The sequence below is a fragment of the Streptomyces sp. CRCS-T-1 genome, from assembly GCF_024442335.1.
GTDB lineage: Bacteria > Actinomycetota > Actinomycetes > Streptomycetales > Streptomycetaceae > Streptomyces > Streptomyces koelreuteriae.
Genome location: NZ_CP101651.1, coordinates 8,414,023 through 8,439,123, shown reverse-complemented (window position 1 = coordinate 8,439,123; position 25,101 = coordinate 8,414,023). Strand labels below are relative to the sequence as shown.

24 protein-coding genes are annotated in these 25,101 nt (G+C 71.7%); 13 read left to right on the top strand and 11 right to left on the bottom strand.

Annotated elements, in window-relative coordinates; all coding sequences use genetic code 11:
- Positions 1 to 9 precede the first annotated feature (9 nt).
- The 3 genes from NNW99_RS38185 to NNW99_RS38175 all read right to left on the bottom strand — a co-directional run bounded on the left by NNW99_RS38185 (position 10) and on the right by NNW99_RS38175 (position 1,674).
- Positions 10 to 477: a peroxiredoxin gene (locus NNW99_RS38185; RefSeq protein WP_215123984.1), complete on the bottom strand. Its 468-nt coding sequence runs from the start codon at positions 475 to 477 to the stop codon at positions 10 to 12.
- Positions 474 to 854, bottom strand: coding sequence for a DoxX family protein (locus NNW99_RS38180; RefSeq protein WP_215123983.1), 381 nt, complete (start codon positions 852 to 854; stop codon positions 474 to 476). Before NNW99_RS38180 ends, NNW99_RS38185 begins: the two co-directional genes overlap by 4 nt.
- 73 nt (positions 855 to 927) lie before the next feature.
- Positions 928 to 1,674, bottom strand: coding sequence for a helix-turn-helix transcriptional regulator (locus NNW99_RS38175; protein WP_215123982.1), 747 nt, complete (start codon positions 1,672 to 1,674; stop codon positions 928 to 930).
- A gap of 54 nt (positions 1,675 to 1,728) precedes the next feature.
- On the opposite strand from NNW99_RS38175, the gene NNW99_RS38170 reads away from it, so the two are divergent.
- The gene (locus NNW99_RS38170; protein WP_215123981.1) at positions 1,729 to 2,922 is read left to right on the top strand and encodes an MFS transporter; all 1,194 of its coding nucleotides are present in this window, start codon (positions 1,729 to 1,731) and stop codon (positions 2,920 to 2,922) included.
- A gap of 33 nt (positions 2,923 to 2,955) precedes the next feature.
- Here NNW99_RS38170 and NNW99_RS38165 read toward each other — a convergent pair whose 3' ends face one another.
- Positions 2,956 to 3,471, bottom strand: coding sequence for a MarR family winged helix-turn-helix transcriptional regulator (locus NNW99_RS38165; RefSeq protein ID WP_215123980.1), 516 nt, complete (start codon positions 3,469 to 3,471; stop codon positions 2,956 to 2,958).
- A gap of 159 nt (positions 3,472 to 3,630) precedes the next feature.
- Between NNW99_RS38165 and ligD the strand changes: the two genes are divergently transcribed.
- From ligD to hemC, 4 genes are all read left to right on the top strand, one after another.
- Positions 3,631 to 4,611 carry a non-homologous end-joining DNA ligase gene (gene ligD, locus NNW99_RS38160; protein ID WP_215123979.1) on the top strand — a complete coding sequence of 327 codons (981 nt, stop codon included), beginning with the start codon at positions 3,631 to 3,633 and terminating at the stop codon, positions 4,609 to 4,611.
- A 144-nt stretch (positions 4,612 to 4,755) separates the two neighbouring features.
- Complete coding sequence (locus NNW99_RS38155) at positions 4,756 to 5,529, top strand: NPP1 family protein (RefSeq protein ID WP_215123978.1); 774 nt, start codon at positions 4,756 to 4,758, stop codon at positions 5,527 to 5,529.
- 124 nt (positions 5,530 to 5,653) lie between these two features.
- A complete protein-coding gene (locus tag NNW99_RS38150; protein WP_215123977.1) occupies positions 5,654 to 6,676 on the top strand; it encodes a questin oxidase family protein in 1,023 nt (340 codons plus the stop codon).
- Positions 6,677 to 6,745: 69 nt separating this feature from the next.
- A complete protein-coding gene (gene hemC / locus NNW99_RS38145; RefSeq protein ID WP_215123976.1) occupies positions 6,746 to 7,681 on the top strand; it encodes a hydroxymethylbilane synthase in 936 nt (311 codons plus the stop codon).
- Positions 7,682 to 7,709: 28 nt separating this feature from the next.
- On the opposite strand, the gene NNW99_RS38140 is transcribed toward hemC, so the two are convergent.
- The 4 genes from NNW99_RS38140 to NNW99_RS38125 all read right to left on the bottom strand — a co-directional run bounded on the left by NNW99_RS38140 (position 7,710) and on the right by NNW99_RS38125 (position 10,552).
- Positions 7,710 to 8,231: a hypothetical protein gene (locus NNW99_RS38140; protein WP_215123975.1), complete on the bottom strand. Its 522-nt coding sequence runs from the start codon at positions 8,229 to 8,231 to the stop codon at positions 7,710 to 7,712.
- Positions 8,232 to 8,422: 191 nt separating this feature from the next.
- A complete protein-coding gene (locus NNW99_RS38135) occupies positions 8,423 to 9,283 on the bottom strand; it encodes an ABC transporter permease (protein ID WP_215123974.1) in 861 nt (286 codons plus the stop codon).
- The gene (locus NNW99_RS38130) at positions 9,243 to 10,100 is read right to left on the bottom strand and encodes an ABC transporter ATP-binding protein (protein ID WP_215123973.1); all 858 of its coding nucleotides are present in this window, start codon (positions 10,098 to 10,100) and stop codon (positions 9,243 to 9,245) included. The genes NNW99_RS38135 and NNW99_RS38130 overlap by 41 nt, the downstream gene beginning before the upstream one ends.
- Positions 10,097 to 10,552, bottom strand: a complete 456-nt coding sequence (locus NNW99_RS38125) for a MarR family winged helix-turn-helix transcriptional regulator (RefSeq protein WP_215123972.1) — start codon at positions 10,550 to 10,552, stop codon at positions 10,097 to 10,099. The genes NNW99_RS38130 and NNW99_RS38125 overlap by 4 nt, the downstream gene beginning before the upstream one ends.
- A gap of 260 nt (positions 10,553 to 10,812) precedes the next feature.
- Here NNW99_RS38125 and NNW99_RS38120 point away from each other — a divergent pair, with 260 nt between their 5' ends.
- On the top strand, positions 10,813 to 11,604 hold the full coding sequence (locus tag NNW99_RS38120; RefSeq protein WP_215123971.1) for an RNA polymerase sigma factor SigF: 792 nt from the start codon (positions 10,813 to 10,815) through the stop codon (positions 11,602 to 11,604).
- A 22-nt stretch (positions 11,605 to 11,626) separates the two neighbouring features.
- Here NNW99_RS38120 and NNW99_RS38115 read toward each other — a convergent pair whose 3' ends face one another.
- Positions 11,627 to 11,947 carry an ANTAR domain-containing protein gene (locus tag NNW99_RS38115; protein ID WP_215123970.1) on the bottom strand — a complete coding sequence of 107 codons (321 nt, stop codon included), beginning with the start codon at positions 11,945 to 11,947 and terminating at the stop codon, positions 11,627 to 11,629.
- Between the two features lie 251 nt (positions 11,948 to 12,198).
- On the opposite strand from NNW99_RS38115, the gene NNW99_RS38110 reads away from it, so the two are divergent.
- Positions 12,199 to 13,002 carry a VOC family protein gene (locus NNW99_RS38110; protein WP_215123969.1) on the top strand — a complete coding sequence of 268 codons (804 nt, stop codon included), beginning with the start codon at positions 12,199 to 12,201 and terminating at the stop codon, positions 13,000 to 13,002.
- 6 nt (positions 13,003 to 13,008) lie between these two features.
- On the opposite strand, the gene glgX is transcribed toward NNW99_RS38110, so the two are convergent.
- Both glgX and NNW99_RS38100 read right to left on the bottom strand, forming a co-directional pair.
- Positions 13,009 to 15,153, bottom strand: coding sequence for a glycogen debranching protein GlgX (gene glgX, locus NNW99_RS38105; RefSeq protein WP_215123968.1), 2,145 nt, complete (start codon positions 15,151 to 15,153; stop codon positions 13,009 to 13,011).
- On the bottom strand, positions 15,150 to 15,662 hold the full coding sequence (locus NNW99_RS38100; RefSeq protein ID WP_215123967.1) for a pep a2: 513 nt from the start codon (positions 15,660 to 15,662) through the stop codon (positions 15,150 to 15,152). The genes glgX and NNW99_RS38100 overlap by 4 nt, the downstream gene beginning before the upstream one ends.
- 363 nt (positions 15,663 to 16,025) lie before the next feature.
- Here NNW99_RS38100 and NNW99_RS38095 point away from each other — a divergent pair, with 363 nt between their 5' ends.
- The 6 genes from NNW99_RS38095 to NNW99_RS38070 all read left to right on the top strand — a co-directional run bounded on the left by NNW99_RS38095 (position 16,026) and on the right by NNW99_RS38070 (position 24,948).
- Entirely contained in the window at positions 16,026 to 16,349 is a 324-nt protein-coding gene (locus NNW99_RS38095; RefSeq protein WP_215123966.1) for a DUF5133 domain-containing protein, read from the top strand.
- A 75-nt stretch (positions 16,350 to 16,424) separates the two neighbouring features.
- The gene (locus tag NNW99_RS38090) at positions 16,425 to 18,422 is read left to right on the top strand and encodes an alpha-1,4-glucan--maltose-1-phosphate maltosyltransferase (protein ID WP_215123965.1); all 1,998 of its coding nucleotides are present in this window, start codon (positions 16,425 to 16,427) and stop codon (positions 18,420 to 18,422) included.
- Entirely contained in the window at positions 18,419 to 20,137 is a 1,719-nt protein-coding gene (treS, locus tag NNW99_RS38085) for a maltose alpha-D-glucosyltransferase (RefSeq protein WP_215123964.1), read from the top strand. Before NNW99_RS38090 ends, treS begins: the two co-directional genes overlap by 4 nt.
- Before the next feature lie 28 nt (positions 20,138 to 20,165).
- The gene (locus NNW99_RS38080) at positions 20,166 to 21,536 is read left to right on the top strand and encodes a maltokinase (protein ID WP_215123963.1); all 1,371 of its coding nucleotides are present in this window, start codon (positions 20,166 to 20,168) and stop codon (positions 21,534 to 21,536) included.
- 3 nt (positions 21,537 to 21,539) lie between these two features.
- Positions 21,540 to 23,747, top strand: coding sequence for a 1,4-alpha-glucan branching enzyme (gene glgB, locus NNW99_RS38075; RefSeq protein ID WP_215123962.1), 2,208 nt, complete (start codon positions 21,540 to 21,542; stop codon positions 23,745 to 23,747).
- Positions 23,748 to 23,859: 112 nt separating this feature from the next.
- Positions 23,860 to 24,948: a glutamate--cysteine ligase gene (locus tag NNW99_RS38070; RefSeq protein ID WP_215123961.1), complete on the top strand. Its 1,089-nt coding sequence runs from the start codon at positions 23,860 to 23,862 to the stop codon at positions 24,946 to 24,948.
- Positions 24,949 to 25,101: the final 153 nt, after the last annotated feature.

The window sequence follows — 25,101 nt, the reverse complement described above, 5'->3', positions numbered from 1 at the left end:
GTGACGGTGTCAGCTCCGGTGAGCGCGCAGGGCGGCGAGCGCCCGGTCGGCATGGGCGTTCATGCGCAGCTCGCTGCGGACGACGTCGAGGACGGTCTGGTCCTGTGCGATGACGAACGTGGTCCGCTTGGTGGGGGCCAGGGAGAAGCCGCGCTTCACGCCGAACCGCTCGCGGACCGTGCCGTCGGCGTCGGACAGCAGGGGCATGCCGAGGGAGTGCGCTCCGGCGAACTCCTGCTGCCGCTCGACGGTGTCCCCACTGATGCCGACGGGGCGTGCGCCGGCGGCGGCGAACTCGGCGGTGAGGTCGCGGAAGTGGCAGGCCTGGGCGGTGCAGCCGGGGGTCAGGGCGGCCGGGTAGAAGAAGAGCACGACCGGGCCCTCGGCGAGCAGCCCGGACAGGCTGCGGAGGGTTCCGGTCTCGTCGGGCAGCTCGAAGTCCTCGACCTTGTCCCCGGTCTCGACGCGCGCGCTCACGACCGGCCCTCCGCGTTCCGTGCGACGCCGCGGGCCCAGAGCACGAGCGGCACCTGCAGGGGCAGGCGTCCGAAGGCGGCGGCCTTCTGCGGCGTGGGGCGGTGGCGCCAGTCGGCGGCCATCTTCACATTGGCGGGGAACACCCCGACGAAGAAGGCCGTCGTGGCCAGCGCGGCCGCCTTGCGGGTACGGGGCGCGGCCAGGCCCGCGGCCAGCGCCAGCTCGGCGACGCCGCTGGCGTAGGTCCAGGTCCGGGGCGTGCCCGGCAGAGCGCGCGGAATGGTCGCGTCGAACGAGCGTGGGGCGGCGAAGTGGGCTACCCCCGCGGCGGCCAGCAGGCCGGCGAGCAGTAGGGGCGAGCGTTCGGACCGGGACACGGTTCCTCCTCTGATGGCCTGCCGCGCGATATTACCGGGCGGTAAAGGGGTGGCCGGACCGGGGTTCGCCAGGTCAGCCGCGGCGGTTGTGGGCGCCCGGGGTGTAGCCGAACGAGCGGCGGAAGACGTCGATGAACGCGCTGGCGGAGGACCAGCCGCAGCGGTGGGCGACGGTCGTGACGGGCAGGCCGTCGGCCAGCATCCGCAGGGCGTGGTAGAGCCGCGACTGCGTGCGCCACTGCGGGAAGGTCATGCCGAACTCGGCGCGGAAGAGCCGGCTCAGGGTGCGCTCCCCCACCCCGGTGGCGGCGCCGAGCGCGGCGAGGGTACGGGCGTCGGCGGGGTCGGCGTGCACGAGCGCGCAGACGGCGGCCAGCCGGGGATCGGCGGGCGTGGGCAGGCGCAGGGGCTGCTGCGGCGAGTGGCGTAGCTGATCGCGCAGGACGGCGCGCAGCCGGCGACGCTCGGGGCTGTCGTCGCCGGGGTCGCGGGTGTAGGCGAGGATCAGCTCGCGCAGCAGCGGGCTGACGGCGAGGACGGCGGGGTGGTCCAGGCCGAGGGGGTTGTCGTCGGCGGGCAGGCCGACCAGGTGCAGGTCGAGGCGGCCGTGGGCGCGGTGGGCGTGCACGGTGCCGGCGGGAACCCAGATGGCGCGGGTGCCGGGCGCGAACCAGGTGCCAGAGTCGGTGGTGACGGCGACGACGCCTGCGCCCGCGTAGACGATCTGGTGGTCGTCGTGCCGGTGCGCGTCGATACGGTCTCCGGCGGTCAGCCGCTGGGCGCGGGTCGGCGCCTCGGGGGTGTGGCGGATGTTCGGCACAGTCGGGCAGATTATCGGAAGCGGGCCATGCGTGCCGCCGAGGACGATCGCCGGATGACCGCTTCGAGACGCGACCGACCCGTCCTGTTGATGTCCCTGGGGCACGCCTGCGTGGACGTGTACCAGGGAGCCGTGGCCGCTCTGGTGCCGTACTTCGTCGCCGAGCGCGCCTACTCCTATGCCGCCGCTTCGGGTGTCGTCCTGGCGGCCTCGCTGCTGTCGTCGCTGGTGCAGCCGCTGTTCGGGGTGCTCACCGACCGGCGGGCGATGCCGTGGCTGCTGCCGCTCAGCGCGCTGACGGCCGGGGCCGGCGTGGCGCTGAGCGGCGTGACCGGCTCCTACGCGCTGACCCTGGCGGCGGTCGCCGTGTCGGGGGTCGGTGTGGCCGCCTACCATCCGGAGGCCGCCCGGGTGGCGCGGGCCGTCGCGCGCGGTCGGCACACGGGGATGAGCTGGTTCTCCTTCGGCGGCAACGCCGGTTTCGCCCTGGCACCCCTGCTGGTCTTCGCCGTGGTGGCCACGGGCGGGCTGGACGCCTCACCTCTCCTGGTCGTCCCCGCCCTGGCGGGCGCGGCCCTGTGCGCGGCGGCGGTGCGCTCGGCCGGGTCCTGGGGCGAGGGCGGCGGCGCGTCCGTCGCCGAGGGCCGGGACGACTGGGCGTCGTTCCTGCGGATGTCCGGGGCTGTGGTGTGCCGCTCGGTCGTGTTCGTCGGCCTGAGCGCGTTCGTCTCCCTGTATGTGCGGGAGCGCACCGGGGGTGGGGAGGCGGCCGGTACGGCGGCGCTGTTCGTGCTCTACGCCGGTGGCGCGGTGGGCACGCTGGCCGGGGGCAGGCTGGCCGAGCGGTACGGGCGGATGGCGGTGGTGCGCCGGTCGTACGCCCTGACCGTCCTGGCCGTGGCCGGTCTGGTCCTGGTTCCCGGGCCCGCGGTGTATCCGTTCGTCGCGCTGACGTCGGCGGGCCTGTACGTGCCGTTCTCGCTGCACATCACTCTGGGCCAGGACTTTCTGCCCCGGCGCGTGGGCACCGCGAGCGGTGTCACGCTGGGCCTGACCGTGAGCGTCGGCGGCCTCGCCGCCCCCGCGATCGGAGCCCTGGCCGACGCGACGTCCCTTCGGACGGCGCTACTCCCACTGATCGCGCTGCCCGCACTGGGCCGCCTCCTGCTGTGCCGACTGCGCGAGCCCTCGCCGCCGGGCCCCTCGGTCGCCGAGCGGTCGGATCCGCGGGACCCGGCCGCACGGTGACCTGTCATCAGACGCGACCCACGGCAGCCTGGATCAAGGGCCGCCCACCGGCGCGGTCTGCGGCTCGGGCTCCTCCTCGACGGCGTGGGCGAGGAAGTCGTCGACCATGCGGTGGAAGAGGCCGGCGAGCTGCCGCAGCTCCTCGGGCGACCAGTCGGACAGGGCCATCTGCATGCCGCGGACGCCGGCCTCGCGGACCTTGGCGATGGCCTGCCGGCCGGCGTCGGTGAGCTCGATGCGCTGGGCGCGCCGGTCGTCGGGGTCGGGGACGCGGGTGACGTAGCCGGACTTCTGCAACTGCTGCACCGTGCGCGTGACGTGCGAGGCTTCCACACCCAGCCGCGCGGCGAGTTCCCCCGGCCGCAGCGGCTCGGAGTCGGCGACCTGCCGCAGCAGCGCGACGGCGGCCCGGTCGAGCGGCACGCCCGCCAGGGCCATCAGCCGCTCGTGCTGGCGGGCGCGCGTGCTCAGGTACGTGATACGGGTGAGCGCACGCTCGATCTCGATCACTTCCGGGGAGGGGACGTCGGGGAGCGGTGGTGTGGACATGGGAGCCACTTTACCATCTCGTTGCGTAACTCAAGTAAATCACTCCAGGAGCCGGATCGCGGCGGCCGGGCAGACCACACCGCCGGACATCGACGCCGTTCAGGCGAAAGACGCGGAGAACGCGCGTGACCGCGCCCCGGTGCGTCCACACCTCACCCCGTGGACCTGCCGCTGATCCCGCCCATGCTCGCCACGCCCGGCACCCTGCCGCCCGCCGCTCAGGACGCGCGCTGGGCGTACGAGACCAAGCAGGACGGCCAGCGTGTGGTGGTCTATCTCCCCGGGGACGGCAGCGTGCTGCTGCGGGCCCGCTCCGGGGAGGACATCACGGCCGCGTATCCCGAACTGGGGCCGCTGGGCACCGCGCTCGGGCCCATGCCCGCCGTGCTGGACGGGGAGATCCTGGCCCTGGACGAACAGGGCCGCGCGAACTTCCAGTTGCTCCAGTCCCGGATGGGCCTGGCCCACGCACCCGCCAGGGCGGCGCGGCGAGCCGCGGAGGTCCCGGTCCACCTCGTGCTCTTCGACCTGATGCACCTGAAGGACCAGGCGCTGATCCGGCTCCCCTACGCGCGACGCCGCTCGGCGCTGGAGGACCTCGCGCTCACCGGACCCGCCTGGTCGACCCCGGCCGCACTGGTCGGCCACGGCGCCGAGGCCCTGGCCGCCACCCGCGCGCACGGCCTGGAGGGCCTGGTCTGCAAACGGCTGGACTCGGTGTACGAACCGGGGACGCGCTCCCGGGCCTGGATCAAGATCCGCAACATGCGCACCGAGGACGTCCTGGTCGGCGGCTGGCAGCCCGGCAAGGGACGGCTCACCGGGCTGCCGGGCGCGGTGCTGGTCGGGCAGCGTGTCGCGGGGCGGCTGCGGTACGTCGGGAACGTGGGCACCGGCTGGAGCGAGGCCGAACGGACCGAACTCGCCGGGCTGCTGCGGGCCGCCGCGACCGACATCTGCCCCTTCGACCCGGCCCCGCGCGCTCCGGGCGCGCACTGGGTCGTCCCCCGCTTGGTCGGCGAGGTCCGCTACAGCGCCCGCACCCGGGAGGGCCTGTTGCGGCAGCCGTCCTGGCTGCGGCTGCGGCCGGATCTCGCGCCCGGGGAGGCGGCGGCGGACATCCCGGACGACTTGGTCTGAAGCGGCGCCCGGGCGCCGGTTGTTGGGCAGTGATTCACTTCTGAGATCCTTCCCTCCTCTTGGCATGGACGCGTTCAGCCTGGAAGCTGAACCTCCCTTTCCCCCACAGCCGTTGGGCTGCGCCCGGAACATGAGGAGGACGCAGTGTCGTCACGCCCGTTCGCACACCGCAGGAGATGGGTCACCGGTCTGGCCGGTGCGGCCGCCCTCGTCCTCGCCTTCCCCGCCACGGCCTTCGCCGCGCCGCCGAGGGCGCTGCCCGCGAACGCGGAGTCGCTGGAGCAGACGTACCAGCCCGCCTACGACTACGACACCGACGGCTGCTACTCCACGCCCGCGATCGGCCCGGACGGCACGGTCAACGGCGGGCTCAACCCGACCGGCGCCCTCAACGGCGACTGCCGCGACGCCTCGGACCTGGACAACACCAACGGCTACGCGCGCTCCAAGTGCAACAACGGCTGGTGCGCGATCCTGTACGCGCTCTACTTCGAGAAGGACCAGGCCGTCGCCGGGAGCAGCATCGGCGGCCACCGGCACGACTTCGAGCACGTCGCGGTGTTCGTGCAGGACAACCAGGTCAAGTACGTGTCGACGTCCGCCCACGGCTCGTTCGACGTGCACGCGGCGTCCGCGGTCCGCTTCGACGGCACGCACGCGAAGATCGTCTACCACAAGGACGGCGTCAGCACGCACTGCTTCCGCCTGGCGAACTCGGGCGACGAGCCGCCGGAGAACCACAAGGGCACCTGGCAGTACCCGGCGCTGGTCGGCTGGAACGGCTACCCGGCCGGGGTGCGCGACAAGCTCACGTCCTACAACTTCGGCAGCGCCAACTTCGGCCTGAAGGACGCCAACTTCGCCAACCACCTCGCCTCGGCCAAGCCGTCCGGCATCGCGTTCGACCCGTACGCCTGATCCCGGCGCCTCATCCCGGCGCCTGATCCCGCTCGCTCCGCCCGGGGATCTAGGTCCCCGGGCGGGTCCGGCTTCCGCCCCGCGTCCGATCCGTCGGCGCGGGGCGTCCGCATAGCGTCGCGTCATGGACACCCACGACACGACCGGGACCCTCGAGGAAGCTCTCGAACGGCTCCACGCCTCGGGCCCGGAGCGGCTCGGCCGGCTCACCAACCACGCCCCCATGGTCGTCGAGGCGCTCACCGCGCGCGGCCGGGCCGATGCCGTGCACCGCTGGCTGGATCTGTACCGGAACAAGCTGGAGGACTTCCCCGCTCCCCTCGCGCCCGTGACCGACGCCGACTGGCGGGAGGCCCTGGGGGATCCGCGCCGGGCCGCCGACTGGATCACCCACTTCACCCGGGCGCTCACCGAGCGGCCGTGGCGGGAGGTCCTCGCCGTGTGGTGGCCCCGGCTGCTGCCCGGGATGTACGGCGGCTCCACTCACCCCGTGATCCGCGTCGGGCATGCCGTACGCGCACTGGAGGCCGGGGAGAACGCGCCGCGGTTCGCCGAACTCGCGCACGGACTGGGCTACTGGGCGGCCCGGCACCGCCCCGTCTCCGGCGTCGAACCGCTGCCCGCCGCACCGGACGCCGCGCGCTCCCTGGACGCCGTGCCGCCGATCGACGACCCCCGGGGCGGATTCCCCGACCGGCTGACGGCCGTACGGCGACTGCCGCTGTGGGCCGGCGACGTGAGCGACCCGGACACGGCCCGGGCCCGCCTCACCGAGCTGGTCCGGGCCGCGACGCACCGGTACGCCACGCACGGGCACGGCCAGGAGATCATGCTGGTGCACGCGGCGACGGCACCCAACGCCGTACTGCGCACCCTCGCCTCCCTGCCGCGTGAGCTGTGGGCGCCGAGCCTGCACGCGGCCTGGACGGCGTCGGCGGCGGTCACCGCCATGTACGCCACCGCCGAACCCGTCGCCGCCGTCCCCGCACCGGACCGCACGCCCGAGGAAGTGCTGGAAGCGGCCCTCGCCCATGGCGACGAACACGTCATCAAGCTCACCGACACCGCCCTCGACGTCGGCGACGGGCGGGCCCTCGCCGCGGCGCTGCGCGCGGTCGAGCTGAGCGAGCCGCTCGTCCCGAACTGACGCGCGACGCCGGGCGGTCGGAGGGAGGTACGGCACGAACGCGTCCGCGAGAGGGTCTATCGTGTCCGCATGTCCGTCCCCGAACTGATCCGTATCGTCTCCCGCGACTCGCCCATGGCGCTCGCCCAAGTGGAGCGTGTCCGGGCCGAGTTGGCCGCCGCCCATCCCGGAGTGCGCACCGAGGTCGTGCCGGTGAAGACCACCGGCGACAAGTGGATGGGCGATCTGTCCCAGGTCGAGGGCAAGGGCGCGTTCACCAAGGAGGTCGACGCGGCGCTGCTGGCCGGGGAGGCCGATCTCGCCGTGCACTGCATGAAGGACGTGCCCGCCGACCGGCCGCTCCCCGCGGGCACCGTGTTCGCCGCGTTCCTCAAGCGGGACGACATCCGGGACGCCCTGATCCATCCCGGCGGGCTCACCCTGGACGAACTGCCGGCCGGCACCCGGATCGGCACCTCCTCGGTGCGCCGGGTCGCCCAACTGGCCGCCACGCATCCGCACCTGGAGTGTGTGCCGTTCCGCGGCAACGCCAACCGCCGCCTGGCGAAGCTCGCCGCCGGAGAGGCCGACGCGCTGCTGCTCGCGGTGTCCGGCCTGGAGCGCATCGGCCGGGAGGACGTGATCAGCGAGATCCTGTCCACGGAGGCGATGATGCCGCCCATCGGCGCGGGCGTGCTGGCGCTCCAGTGCCGCGAGGGCGACGCGGACCTCATCGACGCGGTGAGCGGACTCGGCGACCCGGACACCTACCGGGAGACGACGGCCGAGCGCATGTTCCTGCATGTGCTGCAGGGGCACTGCAACAGCCCCATCGCCGGGTTCGCGCGGGTGGACCGCAGTGGCGAACTGTCCCTGCGGGCCTGTGTGTTCACCCCGGACGGCAAGACGCGGCTGAACGCCCACGAGTGGGCGGGCCGGCTCGACCCGGCCACGCTCGGCACCTCGGTCGCCGTGGCCCTGCTGCGTCAGGGCGCCCGCGAGATCATCGACGGCATCCCGCACTGAGCGGTCGGCGGGATGCCCTGACGCCGGATCAGGCGGTGCCTTCCTCCGCCTGATCCCGCAGGAAGACGCTCACCTGGTGCGCCAGGCTGTCCCGCACCGCGCCCTGCTGGGTCCCGGCGGGCCCCTCGTGGACACCGATGCCGCCCGACCACAGCCGGCGCTCGGTCCACTCCTCTTCGACGCGCAGCTGGACCTGGACGTCCACGAGGCTCAGGGACGCCTCGGTGCCGGCCGCGTACAGCACGGCGGTGGCCCGGCGCAGCGGATAGACGTCGAAGCCCTCGATGAACTGCGAGTTGCGCCAGTCGAGGAAGGCGCTCTCGCCGTCCGGGCCGATCCGTACGTCGATCTGACCGTCCTCGAGATGGACGCCGAGGTGCCGGCGGCCGCGGTTCTCGACGGTCACGCGGAGGCAGAAGTACGTCAGCCCGTCGGCGGCGTCGTCACGGCCGCGGGGTGGCTCGGCCGGCTCCAGACGGTGGACGCGGACCCGCAGACCGGCATGCTCGTCGTACTCCTGCCAGTCCCCGACCACGTTCGGCTCGTACACGGTGCCCCTCTCGACCTCTGGAAGCTGCTTCCTATCTGTGGTCTCAGCGCACTGTCAAATGAGCGGAATGCGCTGTGGCCAGGCAGTTCATCCCATTTGATCGGCGATCAAGCCGTGCCCAGCGGTTATCCGGAAACAGTCGGAGAAAGCGGTTGCCGAGGCGTGCCGCACATCACTTTCCCGAGTGAAGATCAACGGGCCAGCCGGCCCAGCAGGGCCGAGGCCGCGGTGACGCCGAGCGCGGCGGCGACGAGCAGCACCGCGAAATCGGCCGCCAGATGGTGGGGCGTGCCGAGGAGGAGTCCGCGCAGGGCGTCCACCTCGTAGCTGAGAGGGTTGGCCTTGCTGACGGCCTGGAGCCAGCCCGGCATCACGGACACCGGGTAGAGGGCGTTGGAGCCGAAGAAGAGCGGCATGGTGATCGCCTGTCCGAAGCCCATGAGGCGGTCGCGGCTCAGGACGATGCCGGCGATGGTCATCGACAGGCAGGAGAAGAAGGCCGAGCCGAGGACGACGATCGCGGCGACGGCGAGCAGTTTCAGCGGGTTCCAGGTCAGCGCCACGCCGAGCAGGGCCGCGATGAGGAGCACGACGACCGCCTGGACCAGCGACTTCACACCCGCGGCGAAGGCCTTGCCGGTGATCAGAGCCGATCGCGGAGTGGGCGTGACGAGCAGCTTGTTGAGGATTCCGGCGTCGCGCTCCCAGATGATCTGGATGCCGTAGAAGATGGCGATGAACATCGCGGACTGGGCGATGATGCCGGGCGCCAGGTAGTCGACGTAGGGGATGCCGCCGGTGGGGATCGCCCTGATGCGGGTGAAGGTCTGACCGAAGATCAGCAGCCAGAGGGCGGGCTGCACCGCCCGGGTGTACAACTCGGTGCGGTCGTGGCGCAGTTTCTGCAGTTCGACCGCGCACATCGCGCCGACGCGGGCGGGCAGCAGCCGCCATCCGGCGCGGGGCCGCGGGGGCTTCAGCAGCAGGGCGACGGTGTCGTCGCGGACGGGGTCAGCCGACACGGCGTGCCGTGCGGCGGGTGCTTCGGACATCGCGGAAATCTCCTGCCTCGTCGTCGAGACCGCTGCCTGCCACGTCACGGAAGACGTCCTCGAGCGTGGGCAGCGTGTCCGTGGCCGTGCCCGCGGCGCGGCGGCGTGCGCCGAGCCCTTCCCTGAGCTCGTCCGGGGTGCCGAGGGCGCGGATCCGGCCGCGGTGCATGAGGGCGACCCGGTCGCAGTACTGGTCGGCCTCGTCCATGTAGTGGGTGGTCACGAGCACGGTCATGCCGGTGGCCGCGCGGACGGCGCCGATGTGCTCCCACACGCCGGTGCGGGCGATCGGGTCGAGGCCGATGGTGGGCTCGTCGAGGATCAGCAGGCGCGGCGCGCTGACCAGGGCCTGAGCGAGTTCGAGCCGGCGGACCATGCCGCCGGAGTACGTGGCGGCCAGCCGGTCGGCGGCGTCGGCGAGACCGACCGCCCTCAGGGCCTGGGCCACGCGTTCGGCGCGTTCCCGGCGCGGCACGTCGAAGACGCGGGCGAACAGAGCGACGTTCTCCCGGCCGGTGAGACCGGCGTCCGCGGACAGTTGCTGCGGTACGTAGCCGAGCAGGCGGCGTACGGCCATGCGGTCGCCGGCGGTGTCGTGGCCGAAGACGCGGACCATGCCGGCGGGCACCGGCAGCAGGGTGGTGACGCAGCGGATGGCCGTGGTCTTGCCGGCGCCGTTGGGGCCGAGCAGCCCGAAGACCTCGCCCTGCCGGACCGTGAGGTCGAGCCCGTCCACGGCGTTGGCGGCGCCGAAGGCGTAGGCGAGTCCGGTGCAGGCGACGGCATCGGCCTGGGGTGGGTCGGTGTCCCGGGTCATGACTCCTCGGCCTCCTCGTGCAGGGTGTCGGCCAGCTTGCGCAGGGCCGGGATCGCCGCCAGCAGCGCCTGGCGGTCCGTGTCGTCCAGGCGGGACACATGGCGTCGTACGAGGGCGGCGCGCCGCCGGCGCCATGCGTCGAGCCGTGTCCGTGCGGCGGGTGTGGGCAGCAGCCGGGCGGCCCGCCGGTCGGCCGGGTCCCGCTCGCGGACCAGATAGCCCGCCCCCGCCAGTTGATTGACCAGGGTCGACACGGAGTTGGCCGCCAGCCCGAGGTCCTTGGCGGCGTCCGAGATGCCGATCCCGGGGCGGGTCACGACCAGCCGTAGCAGCTCCGCCTCCGCGCCGCGCAGCCGCGGGTCGGGCATCTCGCGCCGCAGGCGCCGCCTGATCAGCCGCTGGACCCCGACGAGCGCGTCGGCCAGCTCTTCGGGGAAGGTCTCCGGCTCCATGCGGCCGAGATTAGTTCTGTAGCAGAGCTAATCGACCCAAGGAGAGGTCAAGGGAGGCCAAGAGAAGTCAAGAAAGGCCAAGTGGGCGTATTGTCTGAATTGTTTCGTAATCTTCCCGCCCGGGAATGGGCTGTGAAGTGCTTCGGACAGGAGGCACGTCCGTGGGAGCCGCCCGGGCCCCCGGTGCCCGCCGTGAGGTCCGAGTCCGCGCCTTCCCACGGTGTCTGTCCATTCGGCACCTGCTCAGGGAGGTGCGCATCATGCGTATCGCCGGCAGCACCAGAACGCACCCCCACGACGACGCCCCCGACACCGCCGCGGCGTTCGAACGTCTCGCGAAGCTGCCCGAGGGGCCCGAGCGCAAGGCCCTGCGCGACGAGCTGGTCGAGGCCTGGCTGCCCATGGCCGAGCGGATCGCCGTCCGTTTCCGCGGCCGGGGCGAGGCCCTGGAGGACCTGTACCAGGTGGCCGCCCTCGGCCTCGTCAAGGCCGTCGACCACTACGACCCGGCGCGCGGCAACGCCTTCGAGGCCTACGCCGTCCCCACGGTCACCGGCGAGATCAAGCGCCACTTCCGTGACCACATGTGGACGCTGCACGTGCCCCGCCGGGTCCAGGACCTGCGCAACCGGGTGCGGCACGCCGCCAAGGAGCTGTCCCAGACCACCCCCGGCCGCTCCCCCACGGTCGCCGAGATCGCCGAGTACGCCCACCTCACCGAGGGCGAGGTGCGCACCGGCATGGAGGCCCTGGAGTGCTTCTCCGCGCTGTCGCTGGAGGCTGAGATGCCGGGGACGGACGGCTACGCCCTCGGGGACGCGATCGGCGGTCCTGACCCGGCCTTCGACACCGTGGTCAACCGGGTGGCCGTCAGGCCCTGTCTGGAAGCGCTGCCGGAGCGCGAGCGGATCATCCTCTATCTGCGGTTCTTCAAGGGCATGACGCAGAGCCGCATCGCCGAGCAGCTCGGCATCTCGCAGATGCACGTCTCCCGGCTGCTCAGCAGTTGCTTCGCCCATCTGCGTGAGGAGCTGCTGGCCGAGACCGGATGAGCCGCTCGGGACCGCCGGGGGATCAGGCCTCCGGCGGTGTTCCCGGGATCTGCGTCGGTCCGGCGCGGTCGAGGGCGTCCTCCAGCGCGGCCCGTATCCCCTGGGGCATCATGCCGGTGCGCCCCCAGACGAGGATCAGTTCCGCGACGTTGCGCAGCTTGATGTTGGTGTGCTGGGAGACGTCCTTCAGCACGGCCCACCCCTGGTCGGGCGAGACCCGGCCGAGCGCCACGACCATCCCGATCGCCTGGTCCACGACGGCGTGGGAGACGACCGCCTCCTTGAGCTGCTGGATCTCCTCCTGCAGCTCGAAGATCCGCTCCGAGCCCCCGTCCGTGGGCATGGTCACCTCCGGGTCCGGTGCGCCGCTGTCCGTGTGGCCTCGCAGGGTGCTTGAGTGCCTTGACGCAGTGTCCGACCCATCCATCGTCGTCACTCGGCCCGCCCGGTGCCACCGGGGCGGACCAGGCCGGTTCACGACACCGTTTGTGCGTCGCCGCCGGGGTACTCGGCAGGCGCCCACAGCGGTTCCGGTTGGACACTGGGTGCAATCCTCCGGTGGCTGCCAGGCCGACGAGATCAGGACGCGACACCATGAACCACGACATGCCCGCCCCGTCCGGCACGAAGGACGTCGTCTCATCACACTCCGTGGTCGGCGCGCCCTGTTGGGTGAGCCTGACCAGCCGGGACGTCAAGGCGACGGAGGAGTTCTACAGTGCCGTGCTGGGCTGGCAGTGGCGGCCGGCCAAGCTGGGCGACCGGCACCGGATCGCGCTGGCGGACGGCTCGCCGGTGGCCGGGATCGCGGGCGTGGCGACCATGTGGCAGATGGCGGTGGCGTGGACGCCGTACTTCGCCGTGCGCAGCGCGGACGAGGCGGTGGCGCGCGTCCAGGAACGCATGGGCACCACCGCCGTCGGGCCGATCTCCCTGCCGCCCGGGCGGGCGGCGCTGCTCGCGGACCGGGACGGGGCGACCTTCGGGATCTGGGAGGGCGACCTGTTCACCGACTGGGAGACCTGGCGCAACGCGCAGCCGGTCTTCATCACGCTGCACACGCGTGACGCCTTCGACGCGGCCATCTTCTACGGCGAGGTCCTCGACTGGGCGACACAGCGCACCGGCGGCTGCGAGGTCCACTACGAGGGCGGGGAGGTCGTGCTGCGCAGCGGCGGTGACGTGGTGGCACGGATCGAGTCGGGGGCGCTGGAGTCGGCCCCCGACCCGACGATCCGGCCGCACTGGCAGGTCCACTTCACCGTCGACGACGTGGAGGCCTGTGCCCGCACGGCGGAGCTGCACGGCGGCAGTGTGCTGTCCAAGGGCGGGGACGAGGCCGTGCTGCGCGACCACGACGGCGCCCAGTTCACGGTGACCTCGCGCCGGGGCCGCTGATCCGGCTCAGCCGGTCTTCCGGGACGGCCGGGACAGCAGGACCAGGCTGCGCGCACCGACGGTGAGGCCCGTGCTCGCCTTGTGCTCCGTCTCGTCGGGGGTGCCCTCCGGGTCGGCGGTGTCGATCAGCGCCGTCCAGCGCTCGCCGTAGGCGGCGTCCGGCAGGCGGAAGTCCACCGGCTCCCAGTGGCTGTTGGTCAGCAGCAGGAAGGAGTCGTCGACGACGGGCCGGCCGCGGGGATCGGGTTCGGCGATGGCGTCGCCGTTGAGGAAGACGCCGACCGAGTGCGCGTCGCCGCGCTGCCAGTCGTCGTCGGTCATCTCCTGGGCGTCGGGCGCCAGCCACACCAGGTCGGGCAGCGGCTGGTCCGCGCGGGTGAGGGTCTCGCCCAGGAAGAAGCGGCGCCGGCGCAGCACGGGGTGCGCGGTGCGCAGCCGGATGACGTACCGGGTGAACGCCAGCAGGTCGCGCTGTTCGTCGGTGAGCCGCCAGTCGATCCAGGAGATCTCGTTGTCCTGGCAGTAGGCGTTGTTGTTGCCGCGCTGGGTGCGTCCGAGTTCGTCGCCGTGGGAGAGCATCGGGATGCCCTGGGAGAGCAGCAGGGTGGCGAGGAGGTTGCGCTGCATGCGGGTGCGCAGTTCCCGTACGGCCGGGTCGCGGGTGGGGCCCTCGGCGCCGCAGTTCCAGGAGCGGTTGGTGTTCTCGCCGTCCTGGTTGTCCTCGCCGTTGGCCTCGTTGTGCTTGTCGTTGTAGGAGACGAGGTCGCGCAGGGTGAAACCGTCGTGCGCGGTGACGAAGTTGACGCTGGCGCGGGGCCGGCGCCTGCTGTGGGCGTAGAGGTCGGAGGAGCCGGTGAGCCGTGAGGCGTACTCTCCGAGCGTGTGATCCTCGCCCCGCCAGAAGTCGCGGACGGCGTCGCGGTACATGCCGTTCCACTCCGACCACAGCGGCGGGAAGTTGCCCACCTGGTAGCCGCCCTCGCCGACGTCCCACGGCTCGGCGATCAGCTTGACGCGGCTGATCACCGGGTCCTGCTGGATGAGGTCGAAGAACGCCGACAGCCGGTCCACCTCGTGGAACTGCCGGGCCAGCGTGGCCGCGAGGTCGAAGCGGAAGCCGTCGACATGCATCTCGGTGACCCAGTACCGCAGCGAGTCCATGATCAGCTGGAGTACGTAGGGGTGGCGCATCAGCAGGCTGTTGCCGGTGCCGGTGGTGTCGTAGTAGTGCTCCCAGTCGCCGTCGACCAGACGGTAGTACGAGCAGTTGTCGATGCCCCGGAAGGACAGGGTGGGGCCCTTCTCGTTGCCCTCGGCGGTGTGGTTGTAGACGACGTCGAGGATCACTTCGAGCCCGGCCGCGTGCAGGGTCTTCACCATCGACTTGAACTCGGCGACCTGCTGGCCTCGGGTGCCGTGCGCGGCGTAGGCGTTGTGCGGGGCGAAGAAGCCGATGGTGTTGTAGCCCCAGTAGTTGGCGAGGTCGCGGCCCTGGAGCACGCCGTCCTGGACGAACTGGTGGACCGGCATCAGCTCGACGGCCGTGACGCCGAGCGAGGTGAGGTGCTCGACGGCCGCGGGGTGGGCCAGTCCGGCGTAGGTGCCGCGGAGCTCGGCGGGCACCCCGGGGTGGGTGCGTGTGAAGCCCTTGACGTGGGTCTCGTAGATCACCGTGTCGGCGTAGGCACGGCTGGGCGGGCGGTCGTCGCCCCAGTCGAAGGCCGGGTCGGTCACCACGCCGAGCATGGTGTGCCCGGCGCTGTCGGCCGGGTCGGGGCCGTCCGGGTTCCGCTCGTGGAGCGAGGGGTGGTTGTCGATCTGACCGTCCACGGCGCGGGCGTACGGGTCTAGCAGAAGCTTCGCCGGGTTGCAGCGGTGGCCGGCGGCCGGGGCCCACGGGCCGTGCACGCGGTAGCCGTACCGGGTGCCGGGGCCGACGCCGGGGAGGTAGCCGTGCCATACGAAGCCGTCGACCTCGGCCAGCGGCACCTGGGTGTGGGTGCCGTCGTCGTCGACGAGGACCAGCTCGACCCGCTCGGCGACCTCGCTGAAGAGGGCGAAGTTGGTGCCCTCCCCGTCGTAGGACGCGCCCAGCGGATAGGGGCGCCCGCTCCAGGCGGACGCCCCTGTCCTGTTCCGCCGACGGGTCACCGGGCTTCCTCCAGGACCTCGTCCGGGGCACCGGCGGGGCCGGCCAGTTGTGCGACGCGCACCTCGCGGGGCACGTCGAGGCCCTCGCTGACGCGGGGGGCCGGCGCGGTCGGCACCAGCGGGACGCGTTCGCCGGCGCGGGCGCGCTGCGAGAACCAGATGACCTTGCTGCCGGTCTCGGTGGCGCAGCAGCCCCAGCCGTCGCTCATCGCCGCGAGGTGCTCCAGGCAGCCTCGCAGTTCCTGGTCGGGGCGCAGGGCGCGGTCGTTGTCCCCGATGGCGGTGATCAGGTGCTGCCCGTTCCACCACATCTCGATCGAGGTGTTCTTGTCCGTGGCGTGTTCGTCGATGGCCTCGAGCAGCATCTCGGCACCGCCGCAGACGGGCTGGATCAGGTTGTCCAGATCCCAGAACTTCAGGTGAGCGGCCAGAATGCGGCTGACCTGTCCCACCCGTTCCGGGCTGACTTCCACGTCGAGGTGGTAGTAGCAGGGCACTGCGGTCTTCATCGGTCGGCTCCTCACCGCGAGGCTCAGCTCCTCCTCGCTCCCGCAGTCCTGCGGTACGAGCCCCGAGCACGGAACGTGAGCGTCTATCGCTTCTGAGTCACCCTCAGAGTGAGGCCGCTAGCCCGTTCGTGCAACACGAGCACACGGCCGAGGCGGTCGGGCCATGACCGAGCGTGCCTCCGTGGCCTGAACCTCTCACCCGGACGCGCCACTGGTTGAAGCTCCAACAGGACGTTGCGTGGTCATACATGCACCATGTGTGACAGAACTCGATCGTCGGGACGGTTCCGTGGCGCTGTGCGCGCGGCCGCCGTCCGGCCGTCGGGAGACCGTGCCCCTCGAGCCCGAAAGGTGATCGGCGCCATGCTGCTACCCGCCAAAGCCGAAGTCGCCCGGCAGTTGCGGCGTTACCGGGCCTGGGAACGCGTGATGCTCGCGGCACCCAACGATCGCACGGTGCGGACCACGTTCGAGGACTCCGGCTACACGCTCTGCGTGCTGATGGGCAAGCGCTGCGCGCGGGAGGCGGCGGACGCGGCCGAGCGGTATCTGCGGACCAACCAGCTCACCTATCTGCAGGAGCAGCAGGTCACCTGTCTGCAGGAACAGAACGAACGCCCCCGTCCGGCGACCGCGGTACGACGAAGACCAGCGGCGGCGGAGCGGCGGTACCCGGCGGGAAGGTGAGGACCTTCCCGCACATCTTGTCCCCATGAACCGGGCCCTGGGGGCCCGGTTCCGAGCACGGTGGAGGTGAGGACCATGAGTAGGACCCGGGCCATCGGCCGTATCCCGGTACGGGATGTCCGACCGGCCGTGGAGAGCGGCAACAGGCCGGCGAAGGCGGTCGTGGGAGAGACGTTCGAGGTCACCGCCACCGTGTTCCGGGAGGGGCACGACGCGGTGGCCGCCAATGTGGTGCTCAAGGACCCCGAGGGCCGCCCCGGACCGTGGACGCCGATGCGGGAGCTGGCCCCGGGCAGCGACCGCTGGGGCGCCGAGGTCACCGCCGACGCGGTCGGCCGCTGGTCGTACCGGGTGCAGGCCTGGAGCGATCCGGTGGCCACCTGGCGCCGGGCGGCGGACATCAAGGTGCCGGCGGGCATCGACCCGGGCCTGGTCCTGGAGGAGGGCGCCGACCTCTACGAGCGGGCGGCGGCGGGCGTGCCGAAGAACGACGGCCGCGGTGTGCTGCTGGGCGCGGCGCGGACCCTGCGCGACGACTCACTGCCCCCTCCGGCACGGCTTGCCGCTGCGTTGACGCCAGAGGTGGACGAGGTACTGGCCCGCCATCCCCTCCGGGACCTGGTCACCACCTCCGAGCCCCTGCCCCTGCTCGTGGAGCGCGAGCGGGCCCTGTACGGCTCCTGGTACGAGTTCTTCCCCCGCTCCGAAGGCACCCGCGAGCAGCCGCACGGCACGTTCCGCACCGCGGCCCGGCGCCTCCCGGCGATCGCCGCGATGGGCTTCGACGTCGTCTACCTGCCCCCGATCCACCCGATCGGCACGACCTTCCGCAAGGGCAAGAACAACACCCTCTCCCCCGGCCCCGACGACGTCGGCGTGCCCTGGGCGATCGGCTCCCCCGAGGGCGGCCACGACGCCGTCCACCCCGCCCTGGGCACCCTGGAGGACTTCACCTGGTTCGTCGACCAGGCCCGGGACCTGGGCATGGAGGTGGCCCTCGACTTCGCGTTGCAGTGCTCGCCGGACCACCCCTGGGTGCAGAAGCACCCTGAGTGGTTCCACCACCGCCCCGACGGCACCATCGCCTACGCCGAGAACCCGCCGAAGAAGTACCAGGACATCTACCCCATCGCCTTCGACGCCGACATGGACGGCCTCATCGCCGAGACCGTGCGCATCCTGCGGCACTGGATGGACACCGGCGTGCGGATCTTCCGCGTGGACAACCCGCACACCAAGCCGGTCGTCTTCTGGGAGCGGGTCATCGCGGACATCAACCGCACCGACCCGGACGTGATCTTCCTGGCCGAGGCCTTCACCCGCCCGGCGATGATGGCCACCCTGGCCCAGATCGGCTTCCAGCAGTCCTACACCTACTTCACCTGGCGCAACACCAAGCAGGAACTGACCGACTACCTCACCGAACTCTCCGGCGAAGCCGCCTCCTACATGCGGCCGAACTTCTTCGCCAACACCCCCGACATCCTGCACGCCTACCTCCAGAACGGCGGACGCCCCGCCTTCGAGGTCCGGGCCGTCCTCGCCGCGACCCTCTCCCCGACCTGGGGCATCTACTCCGGCTACGAACTCTGCGAGAACACCCCGCTCAAGGAAGGCAGCGAGGAGTACCTCCACTCGGAGAAGTACCAGCTCACCCGCCGCGACTGGGAAGCGGCCGAGCGCGAGGGACGCAGCATCACCCGGCTGCTGACCAGGCTCAACACCATCCGGCGGGAACACCCGGCGCTGTGCCGGCTCAGGAATCTCCGCTTCCACCACACCGACAACGACTCCCTCATCGCGTACAGCAAGCGCACGGGGAACGACGTCGTCCTGGTGGTCGCCAACCTCGACCCCCACCACGCCCAGGAGGCGACGGTCTCGCTGGACATGCCGCGACTCGGCCTGGACTGGCACGAGTCGGTGCCGGTGCGCGACGAGCTCACCGGCGAGACCTACCTCTGGAGCAGGAACAACTACGTGCGTCTCGAGCCGGGGCGGGCTCCCGCGCACGTCTTCCACGTCCTGTCACCGCCCGCCGCGCAAGCGATCGGAGGGACAGGAACGTCATGACCGTGAACGAGCCCGTGCTGGACACCTTCGAGGACACCCCCGTCAGGGACCGGGACCCGGAGTGGTTCAAGCGCGCCGTCTTCTACGAGGTGCTCGTCCGCTCGTTCCAGGACAGCAACGGCGACGGTGTCGGAGACCTGAAAGGCCTGACCGCCAAGCTGGACTACCTCCAGTGGCTCGGCGTCGACTGCCTGTGGCTGCCGCCGTTCTTCAAGTCCCCGCTCCGCGACGGCGGCTACGACGTCTCCGACTACACGGCCGTCCTCCCCGAGTTCGGCGACCTCGCCGACTTCGTGGAGTTCGTGGACGCCGCCCACCAGCGCGGCATGCGCGTGATCATCGACTTCGTCATGAACCACACCAGTGACGAGCACGCGTGGTTCCAGGAGTCGAGGAAGGACCCGGACGGGCCCTACGGCGACTACTACATGTGGGCCGACGACGACAAGGGTTATCCGGACGCCCGGATCATCTTCGTCGACACGGAGACGTCGAACTGGACGTACGACCCGGTGCGCGGCCAGTACTTCTTCCACCGCTTCTTCTCGCACCAGCCCGACCTCAACTACGAGAACCCGCGCGTCCAGGAGGAGATCCTGGCCGCGCTGAAGTTCTGGCTGGACCTGGGCATCGACGGCTTCCGGCTGGACGCGGTGCCGTATCTGTACGCGGCGGAGGGCACCAACTGCGAGAACCTGCCCGCCTCCCACACGTTCCTCAAGCGGGTGCGCAAGGAGATCGACGCGCAGTACCCGGACACGGTGCTGCTCGCCGAGGCCAACCAGTGGCCCGAGGACGTCGTCGACTATTTCGGCGACTTCGCCAAGGGCGGCGACGAGTGCCACATGGCCTTCCACTTCCCGGTCATGCCGCGCATCTTCATGGCCGTGCGCCGTGAGTCGCGCTACCCGGTGTCGGAAATCCTGGCGAAGACCCCGGCCATCCCCGCGAACTGCCAGTGGGGCATCTTCCTGCGCAACCACGACGAGCTGACGCTGGAGATGGTCACCGACGAAGAGCGCGACTACATGTGGGCCGAGTACGCCAAGGACCCCCGCATGCGCGCCAACATCGGCATCCGCAGGCGCCTCGCCCCCCTGCTCGACAACGACCGGCACTCGATCGAGCTGTTCACCGCGCTGCTGCTGGCCCTGCCCGGCTCGCCGATCCTCTACTACGGCGACGAGATCGGCATGGGCGACAACATCTGGCTCGGCGACCGGGACGCCGTCCGGACCCCCATGCAGTGGACCCCGGACCGCAACGCCGGGTTCTCCACCTGCGACCCGGGCCGCCTCTTCCTCCCGGCGATCATGGACCCGGTCTACGGCCACCAGGTGACCAATGTCGAGGCGTCGATGTCCTCGCCGTCCTCGCTGCTGCACTGGACCCACCGCATGATCGAGATCCGCAAGCAGAACCCCGCCTTCGGACTCGGCACCTACACCGAACTGCCCTCCTCCAACCCGGCGGTGCTGGCGTTCCTGCGCGAGTACGAGGACGACCTGGTGCTGTGCGTGAACAACTTCGCGCGGTTCGCGCAGCCCACCGAACTCGATCTGCGCGAGTTCGCCGGGCGGCATCCGGTGGAGCTGTTCGGCGGGGTGCGCTTCCCGGCCATCGGCGAGCTGCCGTATCTGCTGACCCTCGGGGGTCACGGCTTCTACTGGTTCCGGCTCACCCGAGTCGCATCCCGCATCGGACGGCGACTGTGAGCACGCGCCGGGACGAGGAGGCGTGACCATGCCGAAGACCGCATCCCTGCGCCCGGGCCTCACCCGCATGTCCGAGCCCATGGAGTCGCTCGGCGCCCTGCTGCGCGACTGGCTGCCCCGCCAGCGCTGGTTCGCGGGCAAGGACCGGCCCGTCACGGAGCTCGGCCTGCTGTCGATGACCGAGCTGTTCCCGGGCTGTCTGCACCTGCTGGTCCACGCCACGCACGCCGGGCACACGGGAGTGCCCTCGCCGGGCGGCGCTCCCCCGGCCGGCGACTGCTACCAGCTCCTGCTCGGCGTACGGGAACACCCGGCACCGCGCCTCGGCCGGGCGCTCATCGGGCAGGTGCAGGACGGGCCGCTGGCCGGTCTGACGGTCTACGACGCGCTGCACGATCCCCGTTCGGCCCAGCTGCTCCTGGACCGGCTGCGGCAGCCCGGCACCGCCGGACCGCTGCGCTTCGACTGCGACCCGGACCAGCGGGTGCCCGCCGGACTGGTGCCGCGGCTGCTCGACGCGGAGCAGTCCAACTCCTCGCTGGTGTACGGCGACGAGTACATCCTGAAGATCTTCCGGCGCATCCAGCCGGGCGTGAACCCGGACCTGGAGGTGCCCGGGGCGCTGGCCCGCCAGGGCTGCCACCGGGTCCCCGCGCCCGTGGCCTGGTTCCAGATGAACCATCCCTTCAAGGCCACGCTCGGTGTGCTCCAGCCGTATCTGCGGGACGCCTCCGACGGCTGGACACTGGCGCTGCACGCCCTGGCCGCCGGGGACGACTTCACCCTCCAGGCCCGGGCGCTCGGCGCGGCCACGGCGGATGTGCACCTCGCGCTGGCGTCGGCCTTCCCGGTCGGCGCGCCCGGGGAGAACGGGCTTACGGCGTCGGCGATGACCGAGCGGCTGGACGCCGCCGCCCACTGCGTGCCCGCGCTCCAGCCGTTCGTGCCGGGCCTGCGGACCGCTTTCGCCGCCCTCACCACCTGCGACCCCGGGCCGCCCGCGCAGCGCATCCACGGCGATCTGCACCTCGGCCAGGTGCTGCGGGCCGGGCGCGAGTGGTTCGTCATCGACTTCGAGGGCGAGCCGTCCCGGCCGCTCTCCGAACGGCGCAGCGCCCACTCCCCCGTGCGGGACATCGCCGGGATGCTGCGCTCCTTCGACTACGCCGCCCGGCAGCGCCGCCCCTGGCGCCCGGAGTGGGCGCGGCGCTGCCGCGAGGCCTACTGCGCGGGCTATGCCGCCCGCGCCGGCTGGGATCCGCGCAAGAAACACGGACTGCTCCGCGCCTATGAGACGGACCGGGCCGTGTACGAGGTGCTGTACGAGGCACGGCACCGCCCCGACTGGCTGCCTGTACCGATGGCGGCGATCGAGCGCCTCGCTGTGAGAGGAGACTGAGCCGTGGCCCTGCGAGACACCTCAATCCCGGAGCCGTCAGGCCCGGTCCCGAGCGCGACCGCGCCCGCCCTGAGCCCGGAGGACCGCGGGCGCCTGCTGGCGGGCGCCCACCACGATCCGCACGCGCTGCTCGGCGCCCACCCGGCCCCCGGCGGGATCGTGTTCCGGGCGCTGCGCCCCTTCGCCCGCTCCGTGAGCGTCGTGACCGGCGGCAAGCGCACGGCCCTCGTCTCGGAGGGCGACGGCCTCTTCTCGGGCGTGCTGCCGCTGGAGGAGATCCCCGAGTACACGCTGCACGTGGCGTACGAGGGCGGTGAGCAGGAGACGCACGACCCGTACCGCTTCCTGCCCGCGCTCGGCGAACTCGACCTGCACCTGATCCGCGAGGGCCGGCACGAGCAGCTGTGGCAGGCGCTCGGCGCCGAGCCCATGACCCACGAGGGCGTGACCGGCACCCGGTTCACGGTGTGGGCGCCGAACGCGCAGGGCGTACGGGTCGCCGCCGACTTCACCCACTGGGACGGGACGCAGTTCCCGATGCGGTCGCTCGGCGCGTCCGGGGTGTGGGAGCTGTTCCTGCCGGGCGTCGGCGAGGGCACGGCGTACAAGTTCGAGATCCACTCCCGGTACGGGCAGCGCTTCCTCAAGGCGGACCCGATGGCCCGCCGCACCGAGGAACCACCCAACACGGCCTCGATCGTGACGGCCTCGCACTACGAGTGGGCCGACGCCGAGTGGATGACGCACCGCGCCGACACACCGGTGCACGAGGCGCCCATGTCGGTGTACGAGGTGCATCTGGCCTCCTGGCGCCCGGGGCTGACCTACCGGCAGCTCGCCGAGGAACTCCCGGCGTACGTCAAGGACCTCGGCTTCACGCACGTGGAGCTGATGCCGGTCGCCGAGCACCCCTTCCACGGCTCCTGGGGCTACCAGGTCACCGGCTTCTACGCGCCGACCGCGCGGCTGGGTTCCCCGGACGACTTCCGGTTCTTCGTCGACGCCTGCCACCGGGCCGGCATCGGCGTGATCATGGACTGGGTGCCGGCGCACTTCCCGAAGGACGACTGGGCGCTGGCCCGCTTCGACGGGGACCCGCTGTACGAGCCCGGGGACGGGCGGCGTGCCGAGCACCCGGACTGGGGCACCTACGAGTTCGACTTCGGCCGCACCGAGGTGCGCAACTTCCTCGTGGCGAACGCGGTGTACTGGTGCGAGGAGTTCCACATCGACGGGCTGCGGGTGGACGCGGTCGCCTCGATGCTGTACCTCGACTACTCGCGCGAGGACGGCCAGTGGGAGCCCAACGCCTACGGCGGCCGCGAGGACCTGGCGGCCATGGCGTTCCTGCAGGAGATGAACGCGACCGTGTACCGGCGCGCTCCCGGCGTGGTCACCATCGCGGAGGAGTCCACCGCCTGGGGCGGCGTGACCCGGCCCACCGACACCGGCGGGCTCGGTTTCGGGCTGAAGTGGAACATGGGCTGGATGCACGACTCGCTGGAGTACCTGAGCCACGAGCCGGTGCACCGCAAGTACCACCACCACGAGATGACCTTCTCGATGGTGTACGCGTACAGCGAGAACTACGTCCTGCCCATCTCCCACGACGAGGTCGTGCACGGCAAGCAGGCACTGGTGTCGAAGGCACCGGGCGACTGGTGGCAGCGGCGCGCCAGCACCCGGGCCTACCTCGGCTTCATGTGGGGCCACCCCGGCAAGCAGCTGCTGTTCATGGGGCAGGAGTTCGCGCAGGGGGCCGAGTGGTCGGTGGAGCACGGGCCGGAGTGGTGGCTGCTCGACGAGGGCTACCATTCGGCGGGCGACCACCGGGGCGTGCGCGATCTGGTCCGCGACCTGAACACGGCCTACCGGGCGACACCGGCGCTGTGGCAGTGCGACACCCGGCCGGAGGGCTTCCGGTGGGTGGCGGTGGACTCGGCCGACGACAACGTCTTCGCGTTCCTGCGGTACGACGCCGAGGGCAGCCCGCTGCTGGCGGTGTCGAACTTCTCCCCCGTCGTCCGGCACGACTACGGCCTCTGGGTCCCAGGCGATGTCGTCGCCTGGCAGGAGACCCTCAACACCGACGACACGCGCTACGGCGGCAGCGGCGTCACCAACCCGGATCCGGCCAAACCGGAGAACGGGCTGGTCCGGATCACGCTGCCGCCGCTGGCCACCGTGTGGCTGAGGCCGTTCGCTCCGTGACGCCGCGCGGGCGCAGCAGGTGTCCGACCCGCCCGTGAGGGGCACTGGGGGTCGTACCACCGGGGGACTCCGGTGGTACGACGCGGCAGGGTCGCAGAAGGGCGGGCATCAGGTGCGCACCGTCGGAGTGGAGGAGGAACTCCTCCTGGTCGATCCGGAGACCGGCGAGCCGCGGGCACTGTCCGCGGCGGTGCTGGCCCACGCGGAGCGGGACGACGCGGATCAGGACGTTTTCGAGAAGGAACTCCACGAGCAGATGCTGGAGTTCGCCACCCATCCGCAGTCGTCCATGGAGAGCCTGCGCGCGGAGATCGCCCGCTGCCGCAAGGAGGCCGCCCGGCATGCCGGGGAGATCGGCTGCACCGTCGCGGCGCTCGCCACCTCCCCGCTGCCCGTGAGCCCCGCCATAAGCGTCAACCAGCGCTACCAGTGGATGGCGGAGCGGTACGGCATCGCCACCCGGGAGCAGCTCGTCATGGGCTGCCATGTGCATGTGTCGGTCGAGTCCGACGAGGAGGGCGTGGCGGTCATCGACCGGGTGCGGCCGTGGCTGCAGGTGCTGCTGGCGCTCAGCGCGAACTCGCCGTTCTGGCAGGGCCACGACTCGGGGTACAGCAGCTATCGCAGCCGGGTGTGGCAGCGCTGGCCGTCGGCGGGTCAGACCGGGATCTTCGGCTCGGCCGAGCGGTACCACCGGCTGGTCTCGGAGATGGTGGCCACCGGCGTCATCCTCGACGACGGGATGATCTACTTCGACGCCCGGTTGTCCCGGCAGTATCCAACGGTGGAGGTCCGGGTCTCGGACGTCTGTCTGCGCTCCGGCACGGCCGCGCTGGTCGCCACCCTGGTCCGGGGGCTCGTCGAGACCGCGGCACGCGAGTGGCGGGCGGGCCGGGAGCCCCTCGACCACAGCGTCAGCCTGCTGCGGCTGGCCTACTGGCAGGCCGCCCGGTCCGGTCTGACGGGCGAGCTGCTGCACCCCGCGACCATGCGGCGCATGCCCGCCGAGGCAGTCGTGCGTGCCCTGCTGGACCATGTCGGCCCGGCCCTCGAGGACACCGGTGACTTCGACCGTGCCCGGTCCGCCTGTGAGGAACTGCTGCGGGAGGGCAACGGAGCGACGGTGCAGCGCGAGCTGATGGAGCGCACGGGCAGCCTGCGGGACGTCGTCACCGCGTGCGTGCGCCACACCCAGGGCTGAGCCGCCCCGCCCCTTCGTCCTGCCCCTCCCTCGATCACGCCGAGATCATCAGCGGTGTCACTTCCGTATTTCCCGACCCCGAAGGGTCCCGACTCGACTACATTCGAGCACCGCCGATGACAGTACCCGTCGGCAATGTCACACCCCGTACAC